This window comes from Flavobacterium pokkalii (assembly GCF_014596575.1).
Classification (GTDB): domain Bacteria; phylum Bacteroidota; class Bacteroidia; order Flavobacteriales; family Flavobacteriaceae; genus Flavobacterium; species Flavobacterium pokkalii.
In genome coordinates this window covers 40990-54475 of sequence record NZ_NASZ01000009.1, presented here as the reverse complement: position 1 = coordinate 54475, position 13486 = coordinate 40990, and the positions used below count along the sequence as shown (strand labels likewise).

The 13486-nt window shown below is 34.1% G+C and carries 12 protein-coding genes; 9 read left to right on the top strand and 3 right to left on the bottom strand.

The window, feature by feature from the left end:
• Nucleotides 1–89: 89 nt before the first annotated feature.
• Together B6A10_RS07745 and B6A10_RS07740 are read left to right on the top strand one after the other, a co-directional pair.
• Nucleotides 90–1148, top strand: a complete 1059-nt coding sequence (locus B6A10_RS07745; protein WP_055092124.1) for a sensor histidine kinase — start codon at nt 90–92, stop codon at nt 1146–1148.
• A gap of 59 nt (nt 1149–1207) precedes the next feature.
• Nucleotides 1208–1921, top strand: a complete 714-nt coding sequence (locus B6A10_RS07740; protein WP_055092126.1) for a LytR/AlgR family response regulator transcription factor — start codon at nt 1208–1210, stop codon at nt 1919–1921.
• A 102-nt stretch (nt 1922–2023) separates the two neighbouring features.
• Here B6A10_RS07740 and nagB read toward each other — a convergent pair whose 3' ends face one another.
• Together nagB and B6A10_RS07730 are read right to left on the bottom strand one after the other, a co-directional pair.
• On the bottom strand, nt 2024–3937 hold the full coding sequence (gene nagB / locus B6A10_RS07735) for a glucosamine-6-phosphate deaminase (protein ID WP_026714395.1): 1914 nt from the start codon (nt 3935–3937) through the stop codon (nt 2024–2026).
• A gap of 133 nt (nt 3938–4070) precedes the next feature.
• Complete coding sequence (locus B6A10_RS07730; protein ID WP_188220416.1) at nt 4071–6167, bottom strand: alpha-L-fucosidase; 2097 nt, start codon at nt 6165–6167, stop codon at nt 4071–4073.
• Between the two features lie 200 nt (nt 6168–6367).
• On the opposite strand from B6A10_RS07730, the gene B6A10_RS07725 reads away from it, so the two are divergent.
• The 4 genes from B6A10_RS07725 (at nt 6368) to B6A10_RS07710 (ending at nt 9552) form a co-directional block, all read left to right on the top strand.
• The gene (locus tag B6A10_RS07725; RefSeq protein ID WP_188220415.1) at nt 6368–6925 is read left to right on the top strand and encodes a DUF6642 family protein; all 558 of its coding nucleotides are present in this window, start codon (nt 6368–6370) and stop codon (nt 6923–6925) included.
• A gap of 102 nt (nt 6926–7027) precedes the next feature.
• Nucleotides 7028–7741: a DUF4339 domain-containing protein gene (locus tag B6A10_RS07720; RefSeq protein ID WP_188220414.1), complete on the top strand. Its 714-nt coding sequence runs from the start codon at nt 7028–7030 to the stop codon at nt 7739–7741.
• Nucleotides 7742–7767: 26 nt separating this feature from the next.
• The gene (locus B6A10_RS07715) at nt 7768–8331 is read left to right on the top strand and encodes a 2'-5' RNA ligase family protein (protein ID WP_188220413.1); all 564 of its coding nucleotides are present in this window, start codon (nt 7768–7770) and stop codon (nt 8329–8331) included.
• A gap of 75 nt (nt 8332–8406) precedes the next feature.
• On the top strand, nt 8407–9552 hold the full coding sequence (locus B6A10_RS07710; protein WP_188220412.1) for a saccharopine dehydrogenase family protein: 1146 nt from the start codon (nt 8407–8409) through the stop codon (nt 9550–9552).
• A 94-nt stretch (nt 9553–9646) separates the two neighbouring features.
• On the opposite strand, the gene B6A10_RS07705 is transcribed toward B6A10_RS07710, so the two are convergent.
• Nucleotides 9647–10669: a LacI family DNA-binding transcriptional regulator gene (locus tag B6A10_RS07705; RefSeq protein WP_188220411.1), complete on the bottom strand. Its 1023-nt coding sequence runs from the start codon at nt 10667–10669 to the stop codon at nt 9647–9649.
• Nucleotides 10670–10826: 157 nt separating this feature from the next.
• Here B6A10_RS07705 and B6A10_RS07700 point away from each other — a divergent pair, with 157 nt between their 5' ends.
• Genes B6A10_RS07700 through B6A10_RS07690 form a run of 3 tightly spaced genes read left to right on the top strand, consistent with a single transcriptional unit; the run spans nt 10827 to nt 13467 of the window.
• On the top strand, nt 10827–11843 hold the full coding sequence (locus B6A10_RS07700; RefSeq protein ID WP_188220410.1) for a zinc-binding alcohol dehydrogenase family protein: 1017 nt from the start codon (nt 10827–10829) through the stop codon (nt 11841–11843).
• 1 nt (nt 11844) lies between these two features.
• On the top strand, nt 11845–12672 hold the full coding sequence (locus B6A10_RS07695; protein WP_188220409.1) for an amidohydrolase family protein: 828 nt from the start codon (nt 11845–11847) through the stop codon (nt 12670–12672).
• Nucleotides 12673–12675: 3 nt separating this feature from the next.
• Nucleotides 12676–13467 carry an SDR family oxidoreductase gene (locus B6A10_RS07690; protein WP_188220408.1) on the top strand — a complete coding sequence of 264 codons (792 nt, stop codon included), beginning with the start codon at nt 12676–12678 and terminating at the stop codon, nt 13465–13467.
• The last annotated feature ends 19 nt before the right edge of the window (nt 13468–13486 follow it).

Below are 13486 nucleotides of genomic sequence, written 5' to 3'. Positions count from 1 at the left end.
AAATTTGATTTCTACTGAAATTAATTTAGACGGATGACATATAAACTTAGCTAAACATCAAAAAAAACGAATAAACAATCCATTTTTTTATGCTTTTTAACAATAACAAATTATACCGATTACCACTGCGCTACCATGTACTTTTTTGGATAGTCTATTTTATATTTAACACCTTTAGATGGGGCAGTTATTTTAATGATTATCTCTATTCTTTAAAGACAAACTTATTAGGTTTCCCTATTCACATGAGTCTTTGTTATTTGAATATTTTCATCTTAATGCCTTATTTGTTATTTCGAAAAAAATATGTCTTTTATATAATTACCCTGCTGGCTGTTATATTTCTTATGGTTGTGGTAAAATTTAATCTTACTTATTTTTTAATTAATCACAATGTTTGGCCGGAAGGTCCGGAATACATGGACAGCCTTTCCCTCAATTACTGTATCGATATGATGCTGGGAGAGCTTTACGTAATCACTTTTGTCACGGCTATTAAAATTACATTTGACTTTTTAGAAGAACATAAAAGAGTAACCGATTTGGAAAAATCACAATTAGAAACCGAACTCTTATTTTTAAAATCACAAATTTCCCCACACTTTTTCTTCAACACCTTAAATAATATTTATTCCTTATCAGTCGAAAAATCAAATAAAACGCCTAAAATTATTTTGAAGTTATCTGAACTAATGCGGTATATGCTTTATGAAACACAGAGTAAAAAACAAAGTTTAGAAAATGAAATTCTTTGCATTCAAAATTACTTAGACCTGGAGCGAATCAGACATGATGAGAGACTGGAAGTCAATATGTATATTTCTGGTGATATCCAAGATAAAGAGATTTCTCCTATGCTTTTACTGACCTTTATAGAAAATTCTTTCAAACATGGTGCTAATAAAAATGTGGGAAATGTTAAAATCGATATCAATTTTAAAATCAAAGAAGATTATCTCTATTTTTCGGTATCAAACCCGATGCCTACAGTAACGAATCATGTAGATAAATTGAACAAATCAAGCGGAATAGGTATCGAAAATGTTAAAAAAAGATTGGAATTAGGTTACAACAAAAATGATTATAAACTGTCAATTAAGAATAAAAATAATATTTTTGTAGTAAAGCTAAAAATCAAAGTTTCATAAACAAACTTTCAAAATTCAGCTAACAAACTTTCCGATTATTTTGACCCTAAAAATTACATATGAAAATTAAATGTCTAATAATAGATGATGAACCATTAGCAATTAATGTCATTAAAAATTATATTGAACAAATTGAAGAATTAGAATTTATAAATTCCTTTAGTAACCCTATTGAAGGGCTCAATTTTTTAAAAAACAATTCGGTCGATGTCATTTTTTTAGACATCAATATGCCTGTTTTAGATGGTATTAATTTTATAAAAAGTTTAGAAAATCCGCCTTTGTTAATTATTACGAGCGCCTATGGTGAATTTGCTATTGAAACCTACGAATTAGATGTTTTAGATTATCTGGTAAAACCAATTGAATTTCCCAGATTGATGAAAGCAATAAACAAAGTCCACAAAAGGCTTGATACTACTAGTAGAATAGCTATCGATAATAGTAAAGAGAATCCATTTATTTTTGTAAAAATTGACAAAAAAAGGATGAAGAAGATTTTTTTAAATGAAATTTTAGTCATCGAAAGCCTGAAGGATTATTTAAAAATCAACACCACAACAGGTAAATATATTATTCACAGTACATTATCAGACTTTACCAGTTTGCTACCCGAAAAAGATTTTTTAAGAATCCACCGTTCCTATACCATTGCTATTGATAAAATTGATGCTGTTGAAGGAAATAGCATTGAAATTGAAGGCCTTCGATATGTTATAGGTCGTTCTTATATAGACGAAGTGAAACAACGAATATTAAATGCTTCTATATAAATTATAAAACAACACTAATAAAAAAAGCAACCTTTTCAGGTTGCTTTTTCAATATAAATAACCAACCAAACAAATGTTATCTATATCTAGTTAAAAGAAAAGTTAAAAATGATAGCGTTTAAACGCTTCAATTGCCGCATATTCGGCTAATCCTAAATCATTATATTTTTTAGCTGTCGCTCTGTTTCTGTCTTCAGCTCTTACCCAAAATTCGCGGGAATCATCTCCTTGGAACATCACACCATCTTTTTGAGATTGATGATAGAAAATAGCATAACGTTTTTTAAGAACCTGATCAGGACTCATTGGCACCGCCATTTCAATCTCATAAGTTTCCCACTCATGCCAGGCACCACGATACAACCAAACCCAACAATCATCCATAAAACTTTTGCTTTTTAGTCGCTTTAAAGCCTCAAACAAACTATCCAAACAAACCTTGTGAGTTCCATGCGGATCGGCTAAATCTCCGGCAGCATAAATTTGATGTGGTTTTACCTCTTCAATAAGATTACACATAATATCAATATCTGCATCGGTAAGGTTCCCTTTCTTTACAGTACCGGTTTCGTAGAATGGAAGATTCAAAAAGTGAACCTGTTCATCCGGAACGCCTAAATACCTTGTAGCACCAAGAGATTCACTACGTCTGATAAGTCCTTTTAATTTTCTAACTTCAAGAGTATCAATATCATTTTTAGATTTATTTTTTAAAAAATTAATAATACTATCCGATTCGCTAGATTTTGAATTTAGAACTGTAGAAACTTCTGCAAATTTTAAAGCTTCTTCATTAGAAACTGCAATATTTCCGGATGTTTGATAAGCAATGTGTACTTCATGACCTTGTTCTACCAATCTGTCAAATGTTCCTCCCATCGAAATCACATCATCATCCGGATGCGGACTAAAAATAATGATTCGCTTCTTAGCCGGAGTTGAACGTTCCGGTCTGTAAGTATCGTCAGCATTAGGTTTTCCGCCCGGCCAGCCTGTAATAGTATGTTGCAGGGTATTAAACATCTTAATATTTAAATTATAAGCTGTTCCCTCTTCGGCTAACAAACCTGACATTCCATTATCATTATAATCTTTATCGGTAAGTTTCAAAATTGGTTTGCTTGTTAGTTCACTTAACCAAACGACTGCTTTCAATTTTAATTCATTTGTCCAAAAACATGATTTAACTAGCCATGGCGTTTTTACTCTTGTTAGTTCAGACGAAGCTTCGGTATCTAAAACAAAAGTTGTATTTGGATGTTCCTGTAAATAAGTTGCCGGAACCTGAGAAGATATTTCTCCTTCAATCGTTTCTTTGATAATATCAGCCTTACTGATTCCCCAGGCCAGAAGCACGATTCTCTTTGCATTTCTAACAGTTCCTATTCCCATAGTAATGGCTTTTCGGGGTACATTATCTACACCTAAAAAAGCGGGTGCCGCATCTACACGTGTAATATGATCTAATGTGATACTTCTGGTTGCTGAATTAACGTGTGATCCCGGTTCATTAAACCCGATATGTCCGGTTCTCCCAATTCCTAATAATTGAAAATCCAAACCACCATAAGAATTAATTTTCATATCGTAATCAATACAATATTGACGTAATTCTTCGGCACTAACTTTTCCGTCAGGAATATTAATATTTTCAGCCGGAATATCAACATGATTAAATAAATGTTCATGCATAAAATAATAATAACTCTGAATATTATCTTTATCCATAGGATAGTATTCGTCTAAGTTAAAAGTTATTACATTTTTAAAACTGAGACCTTCTTCTTTATGCATTCTAACCAATTCTTCATATACTTTTATAGGTGAAGAACCTGTAGCCAGCCCTAAAACACAAGGTTCATTTAATTCTTCTTTTCTCTGAATCAAATTAGCGATTTCATGTGCTACCAATAATGAAGCCTCTTTTGAAGAGTCAAAAATTACATTGTGAATTTTTTCAAAACGGGTTTCTTCAAACCTTCCTGCTTCTTTGAAATTAATATCTTCCTTAATCATTTTATTGCTGAATTAAATTATTAAGATAAAATTACTGTTCTTTTACTGCTTAAAATTATTTATTCGACTAACAACCCTTGTGCTTCGGCAAAAAACACAATTAAAACTTTTAATCTTTTTTTACCTTATTCTATTATTCCTCAATCACACTCAACTCCCCTATAGAAACCCTTTCTCCCTTACCAATCGCGGATAATGCCACAAAACGCAAATATCGCGCTTTAACCTTTTTAAATATTTTCAACTGTTCTATAGGATTGTTTTTAATATTTGAAAATTCTCCTTCTGATTGTTTTGTCCACTTTTTAGCATCTTTACTTGTATAAAACTCATAATTTGAAATTAAATTAAGTTGATCTCCCATTTGTAAAGGCATATAACTAAATCCCTTTATTTTTGATACTTTTCCCATATCTATAAAAACCTCCTGCGGAAATTTATGGGTACTATCTCCAAAAGTCCAATTTGTTTCAGGATTCTCATCAATAACCTTTTCTGCTTCTTTGATATCACCGCTGGAAACTTTCCATATTTTCCAATTGGTTTTAGAAAGACCAAATTTTACGGTTTTAACAGCGCTGTTTATTTGCTCTGAAGTATTTCTGGCAATAGCTTTTACAACTGCAGTTTTATCAAACATAAAAGTTCCTTGATATAATTGACTCTTTTCAGTTGGTTCTGTTCCATCAACGGTATAATAAATTGCATTTCCTCCGATGGTTTCCATAGTAACAACCCCGTTTTTATCTCTTTGAACTATTGGCATTTTTACAAAAGTAGGCGCATTATAAGCCTTAATTTCAGAAAGTACTATATTAGCTTTTGCATTAGTAATACTAACACGTAAAGCTGTCGCCTTTACACGGTTTATCCTTAATATCCTTTTGTAACCAATAGTTGTTTCATTTGCTACAATTAACCATTCCCCATCTACTTCAGCTTCAACAGTAAAAGCTTTAACTCTTTGTCCCAGCTTAATATACTCTTGAAGTAATATTCTATTAATTGCTGTTGGTTTTTCAAATTGAAATTCGATACTGGCATTTTTAACTCCGTCATCGGTAGCCCAATACGTATTTTTATCGCCGTCTATCAAATTTTCAGCCGAAAAAAGACGATTATTATCTCTGATATTTGAAGCTTTAACTTTCGTTCCTCTCAATAATTCCGTTTTAAAATCGGCTTTTATAACTGCTACTAATTCTTTTAATCGCTTTTCATCATTCTCATTCACCAAACCTCTTTTATCAACCGGAAGATTAAGCAAAAGATTCGCATTTCGCCCTACTGATTTATAATAAATATCTACCAGTTCATCCAATGAACGTACTTTATCATCTTCAGCAGCATGATAAAACCAACCTGGTCTTATAGACACATCTGCTTCACCGGATACCCATTTTTCTCCATCTTCATGTCCCGACATATATTCCGTATAATGTACTTTTCCTGCTAAATCATCTTTTTGACGTAAAAGACTCCAATTGGTTTTATTAGCATAACCATCTTCATTTCCTATCCATCTGGCTTCTGAAGGACCAATTCCCCAAACCAAAGTATTAGGTGCCAGATTATAAATCATTTTATAGGTTTCTTCCCAATTGTAATATTCCATCGTATTTATTTTTCTGATTTCATTAGCTCCTCCATAATAACCATCGCCACCATTAGCTCCGTCAAACCACATTTCGAAAACGTCTCCATGATTAGTCAACAATTCTTTCAATTGATTTCTGAAATAAGTAATGTATTCCGGCTTACCATATTGTGGATGATTACGATCCCAGGGAGAAAGATAAAGTCCTAATTTAAGATTGTACTCTTTACATGCTTCGGCTAATTCTTTGACCACATCTCCTTTTCCATTTTTCCAAGGTGAATTTTTCACCGAACGTTCAGTATATGCCGACGGCCATAAACAAAATCCATCGTGATGTTTTGCTACCAAAATAATTCCTTTCATTCCGGCATCTTTAACAATTCGCGCCCATTGCCGTACATCTAAATCTGTTGGACTAAATAATTGTGGTGATTCATCTCCAAAACCCCACTCTTTATTTGTAAAAGTATTTAATGAAAAATGGATAAAAGCATAAAATTCCATCTCCTGCCAGTCGAGCTGTTTTTGTGTAGGTACTGGTCCAAAAGGCTTGGGTTCATTAATTAATTCCTGGCTATGAACAAAGTAAAATATCGAAAAGAAATTTAATAATAAGAATAGTTTTTTCATTAGTATTTACACTTTTTCTTAAGTTATTCAATTAAGTTAAAGTATAAATTTAAAACTTAATAATTTTCTAAACATATAATTTCGACCAACAACAATTATAAAAGCACTTAAGAAAAAAAAGCTATCTTTTATAGATGTTGCTAAACCAAAAGAAAACAAATAAATCATACTTTTACGGCTTTAAAAAGCTAGTGTTATTTATGGAAAATGAGAATTTTATCTTTTGCCTGGAAGCCGTTCCGGATATAGATCATTTAATAGAAACTGAAGTGGTCAAAAATTTGGAAACGCTTGCTTTTTCTCACGAAATTGCTAGTATTTACAAAACTTGCGACACCATTGAAGGACTGGAAGAAAGTTTGAACGCCCTGCTTTATGACGAGCATTTTAAAGATTACGAAATCATTTATCTGGTGATGCCCGGTCAGCAAAACAACATTTGCCTACACGATTATTATTACAGTCTGGAAGAAATTGCCGAAATATTTGAAGGAAAATTAAAAGGTAAAATCATCCATTTTTCGAATAAAAAAATTCTGGATTTAACCGAAGATGAAGCACAATATTTTTTAGATATTACTAATGCCAAAGCGATTTCGGGATACGGAATTAAACATAGCAAAGTGGACAGTATTCATCTTGACAGAGTATTTTTTAGTCTCTTTCAGGATTCTGACGATCCTATTGAAAATGTGGAAGAATTGCATCAAAAACATTATGCTCTTTGTAAATTCCTTGATTTCAGATTGTATTATTAAAAGCTTTATTCTTTTTAACACTTCTTCAAAAGCAGATAAAATTCTACGGCATATTTTTTGTTTTTGGGTTAATCAATATAATTTTACACAAACTTATCTGTAATGAAAAAATATTATTTACATAACGGTGTGGAGAGCAGCGGTCCATTTAGTTTAACCGAATTAGAGGAAAAACAAATTACTGCCGCAACACCGGTATGGTTTTCCGGAATGCCCGATTGGAAAACTGCAGGCGAAATCGAGGAACTTCAAACGCTGTTAAAAGTAACTCCGCCTCCTTTTAAAAGCAATTCGCCAACTCCCAAAAGCAAAGAAAAAAGCAACAAAATTATGGTGCTGAACAAAGGACGATTCTATTTGTTTGCGTTTTTAACTTTACTGGTAATTGGAAGTTTTACTTTAAATTTTATTAACGAAAATCGAAAACAGGAATTAGAAGCAAGAAACAATAAAACCGAAAGGGAAAATCGTCAATTTCTATTGCAGGAAGAAGAAATTAAAGCCCAAAAAGAACAACTTGCCGAACAGCAAAGACTCGAAAAAGAACGTATCATCAAAGAAAAAAAAGAAATAATTACTAAAAGACTGGCTGAAATTCAGATTGAGAATACTGAAAAACAAAATCTTTTTGAAGCAACTAAAAATGAATTGGTTAAAGCAAATCAATTTCATTTTTTTAGAACAGAAGAGGAAAAGAATAACGAAATCAACATTATCCAAACCAAACTCAAGCTTTTGCAAGACGAACTGGAATCACTCGACCGAGAACGAACTCAATTGAATTTGGAATTAGAAAACATTCAATTAAAACACTAAAAAAATCATCGATAGTATTTAAAAATATGCAAAATCGTTATTCGTTAGTCATCAGTCCTTCTGAGGAAATCATTGCTTTTGTAAAAAAAATGAAAGACGATTTAGCCAAAGAAATCGGCTGGTTCAACAGTAAAAACTCATTGGCTCATATTACGATAAACGAATTCATGGCTACTGAAAACGAAATAGAATTAATCAAACAACAATTATTTCAAATTTGCGACTGCCTTAGCCCAAAATCAGTCTGCTTAGATTCTTTTGCTACTTTTCCAAACGGTGCTTTTTTTATAGCTCCTAACGAAAATTCCAAAAAAGAATTGAAAGAAATCATGAAACATATTAATCAATCCTTTCGTCCTAAAACGATTTTTAAAAACAATGAGCCTCATCTTTCAATTGCGCGCCGACTAAATCCTGAAAAAATTGCCGCAGCCTATCACCTTTTTTCTGAGGAAATTCAATTGAATTTTATTTGCGACAATATTGCACTTCGGCTTTTTAACCCAAAAATCAAACAATTTGAAATTATTGACCGCTTTCACTTCAACAGTAATTCCAAACCTTCATTCGAACAGGGAACACTTTTTTAGAAACTTAAACAACTAACTTTTAGCTATTTTCTAAATTTATTTCGGCATCAAACCGAAAAAACGTAAATTTAGAATATGGAAAAGCATTACAACATTATCATTGCCGGAGCCGGCGGTATAGCCGAAGCAGCCGCTTTAATTCTCGCCGAATGGAGCCTTATTACTCCCACCATATATATTGGAAACCGAACCCTTTCTAAAGCCCAATCTGTTGCCGGATGGGTTGAAAAAGGAACAGCCAAAAACGTCACGGTTAAAGCTTTTCATCTCACTCCGGACGAAATTACACCGGAAATGAGAGCTATTTTCACTCAGGGAAACATTATTTTAGATTGTCTTCCGGGAAATCAGGCTCCTAAAATTGCGCAAATTGCCAAAGATTATCATTTGTATTATGCTAATCTTACCGAATATGTGGATGAAACAGCTCAAATCATGGCTTTAGCCAAAGATGCCGAAACGGGATTTGTTCTACAAACAGGAATTGCTCCCGGTTATATTGATGTTTTGGCGAATCATTTGTTTCAGGAATTCTGCTCCGATTTCAATGTCAATTCAGCCGACAAATTAGAATTTAAAGTTGGAGCGCTAACTAAAAATGCCGTTGCACCTCATTATTACGGATTCACCTGGAGTCCAATAGGCGTTGCAACCGAATATTTGAAAAATGCGAACGTCATTCGAAATTTCAGCAAAATCGAGCTTCCCGCCTTATCCGAAAGAAGTTCCATAATTATTAATGGCAAAACTTATGAAGATGATTTAACTTCGGGCGGTGCCGCTGATTTACCGGATGCTTTAAGTGGAAAAGTTCGCGATTTAGACTATAAAACCCTCCGTTTTCCCGGACATTATAGCTGGGTTCAAAACCAATTAAAAACGATAGATTCTTCCAAAAACAAGATAAAAAATTTAGAAAAAATCATGCAGAAAGAAATTCCGTTAATGGAAGACGATCAAATAATTCTTTACGCAGCCGTGGAAGGAAAAGACATCAAAGGTATTTTAAGAAGACGCGAAATTGTCAAAGAAATTCAATCTTTGCAAGTTGGAAAACACAAATTAAGAGCCATACAAGTCACAACAGCAGCTCCTTTGGTACAATCAGCTCAATTATTACTGGAACAAAACTTAAAAGGTGTTATTTTGCAAAGTCAAATCGATGCTAAATCATTTTTAAACGGAAATTTCATCGTTCCGGTTTATGGAAAAATTGAATAGAATTTAATTACAGATTCAAACTTTTTTATCAAAAGAGTTGGAACACATATTTTAGAAATTACTTAAATCCCTAAAATCTATGTTCCAAATCATTTCAAATTCTTTTCGAAGACTGTCTGACTATCAATTCCGGTTCTAAAATAATTCGGTTAACCGTTTTTTTCTTCGGATGGCTCATTCGATTTAAAAAAGCTTCAGCAGCCAATTTGCCTATTTGGTCACTATGCTGATTAATCGTAGAAATGGAAGGTTGTGTAAGCGAAGTAAACGGCTCATCACTAAAACCAACCAAAGCTATTTCCTCCGGAACCTTGATATTGTTTTCCAAAAGCACCTGTAAAGCTCCTAAAGCCGCAATATCACCCGCCACGTAAACCGCATCCGGTCTTTCTGGAGCATCCAATAATTGTTGCATGATTTGGCGTCCGTCCTCAATACGCAAATTACTTTCAATAATCCAATTGTCCTGAATATCTAAATTCCATTTCTCCAATGCGTCTTTATAACCGTGAATTCGTTCTTTATAAATTCGAATATGATGAAAACCGGCAATATGTGCAATACGCTTGCAATTTTGTGACACCAAATGATCAACCACCAAATGACTACTTTTATAATCATCAATCCCCACATAATCCACATTCAGCTCCTCTTCTCCTCTGTCAAACAAAACCAATTCGGTTCCTCTGGATTTTATTTTTTCGTAAAACTCTAAATTGGTCGTTTCATTAGCCATCGATGCAATAATGCCATCCACCTGAATTTTAAGCAAAGTATCAATTTCCTGGCATTCTTTAGCATACAATTCATTCGACTGCGTCATGATGATATTGTAACCGTTGAGATTGAGCATTTTTTCAATATTTTCAACTACAGAAGAAAAAAAATGGCTGTTCACACGTGGAATTATCACACCAACCAGATTACTTTTTCCTTTTCGTAACGCACTCGACAAAAAATTTGGCTGATAGTCCAATTCTACCGCCATTTCTTTAACGGCAAGCTTGGTTTTTTCGCTAATTCTGGGGTGGTTATTCAAGGCTTTTGATACCGCCGAAGGGGTTAACCCCAGCGCCGCCGCAATATCTTTTATCGTAGATTTTTTTTTATTTTCCAATTAGTTTTTATATTTGTTCAAACGATGGAACAAAAATAGCATTTTAAATGAAAAACACAATAATTATCAAATTGTGTTTTTTTTATTTCTACAACTGTTCAAACGTTGGAACAAAATAAATAATTCATTAAAAAACCAAATAAACAATCAATATCAAATGAAATACATTGTTTGCGAAAAACCGGGAGAATTTATTCTGAAAGAAAAAGAAGCTCCGGTTAGAAAAGAGAACGAAGCTTTATTACAAATCAACAAGGTTGGAATCTGCGGAACCGATTTACACGCTTATGGCGGAAATCAGGCGTTTTTTACCTACCCTAGAATTTTAGGACACGAATTAGCATCCACTGTTTTGGAAATTGGAGACAATCCAAAAGGAATTAAAGCCGGAGACAATGTTGTGGTAATGCCATACGTGAGCTGCGGAACCTGTATCGCTTGCCGAAACGGAAAAACAAACTGCTGTACCAACATCAAAGTTTTAGGCGTTCACGCTGACGGCGGAATGCAGGAACAAATTACCGTTCCTACCTCTATTCTTTTACCGGCAAATAATTTAACTGATGATCAAATGGCAATTGTGGAACCTTTAGCAATTGGCGCACACGCTATCCGCAGAGCAGCCATTGTTCCGGGAGAAACTGTTGCCGTGGTAGGTTGCGGACCTATCGGAATTGGAATCATGAAACTGGCACAAATTGCCGGTGCTAAAGTAATTGCCATTGATATGAATGAGCAGCGTTTGGCTTACGCCAAAGAAAAAATCGGAGTAGATTACACCGTAAAAGCAGGAGAAAACACCGTTGCAGAAATTACTAAAATCACTAACGGTGATTTATGTACCGCTGTTTTTGACGCTTCCGGACACAAAGGTGCTTTAGAAACCTGCCCAAATTACATGTCTCACGGAGGACGTTTTGTATTAGTTGGTTTATCAAAAGGGGAATTGACTTACAGCCATCCGGCTATTCATGCCAAAGAAATGACTTTAATGTGCAGCCGAAATGCAACAACTGAAGATTTTGAGCATGTAATCAATGTACTCAATCAATTCCCTACAGATTCTTTTATTACGCATACTGTACCTTACACTGAAATGATTGAAAACTTTGACAGCTGGCTAAATCCTGCAACCGGAGTAATTAAAGCTACTGTTGATTTTAAATTAAAATAATATGGTAATCGATTCGCATCAGCATTTTTGGATTTACGAAGCCGAAAAACACGCCTGGATTGACGATAACATGAAAGTCATTCGTAAAGATTTTTTACCTGAAGATTTAAAAATCATTTATCAGCAAAACAATATTGATGGTTGTGTAGCGGTTCAGGCCGACCAAACATTGGCTGAAACTGATTTTCTTTTGGATTTGGCAGCCAAAAATGATTTTATCAAAGGAATTGTAGGTTGGACTGACCTGAGAGCAACTAATATTGATGAAGTTTTAGAAAAATACAGTCAATTTCCAAAACTGAAAGGTTTCCGCCATGTGGTTCAGGGGGAAGCGGATCATAATTTTATGTTGCGCCCTGATTTTTTAAACGGAATTGCAGCATTGGAAAAACACAATTTTACGTATGATATTTTGATTTTCCCACATCAATTAGGGGCAGCTTTAGAATTAGTCCGTCGTTTTCCAAATCAAAAATTTGTTATTGATCACATTGCAAAACCATACATAAAAGATGGATTTTATGATGGTTGGGCAACTTCAATGAAAGCGATAGGCGAACACCAAAATGTCTATTGCAAACTATCAGGAATGACCACCGAAGCTGATTATAACAATTGGACTTCGGAACAAATTGAACCTTACATACAATTGGTTTTAGACGCATTTGGAGCCGATAGAATCCTTTTTGGTTCCGATTGGCCGGTGTGTTTAGTAGCCGGAAACTATACAAAAACAAAAGAATTAGTAACCAATTTTATTGCAAAATTAAGTCCGGATGAACAAGCCGGAATTATGGGGAAAAACGCAATTAAATTTTATAACTTATAAATTATGGATTTAGGATTAAAAGGAAAAGTAGTTGTCATCACTGGTGCAGCTGGAATTAAAGGAAGTATTGGAGAAACTATTTTGCAACATTTAGCTGCCGAAGGTGCTATCCCGGCGGTTATTGACCGAAACGACCGAGGATTTGCCTATATTGAAGAATTACAAAAAAAAGGAATTGATGCTTTATTTTGTAAAACCGATGTAACAGATCCCAAACAAATCGAAGCTGCAATTACACAAATTGCTGCTAAATACGGTCGCATCGATGCTTTAATTAACAACGTTGGAGTAAATGACGGTGCCGGACTGGATGCTTCTTACGAAGAATTTATGGATTCTTTGAAATTAAACATGGTAAGCTATTTTGTGACCGTAAAAAGTGCACTTCCTTACCTAAAAGCTTCCAAAGGACCTATTTTAAATATTGGTTCCAAAGTAGGATTAACAGGTCAAGGTGGTACTTCAGGATATGCTGCTGCCAAAGGTGGCGTATTAGGATTAACCCGTGAATGGGCAGTAGATTTAATCAAACATTCTATCCGTGTTAATGCGATTATCATTGCCGAAAGCTGGACACCTGCTTACGATAACTGGATTAAAACTTTGGAAAACGGAGAAGAAAAATTACAATCTATCGTTAAAAAAATTCCTTTGGAAAACCGCATGACAACTCCGGATGAAATTGCCGATACTTGTTTGTTCACTATTTCCGAAAGATCTTCACATACTACAGGTCAGTTTATCTTTTGTGACGGTGGTTATGTTCACTTAGACCGTGCCTTACTAACGGAATAAAATTTTCAAAACAACAAAG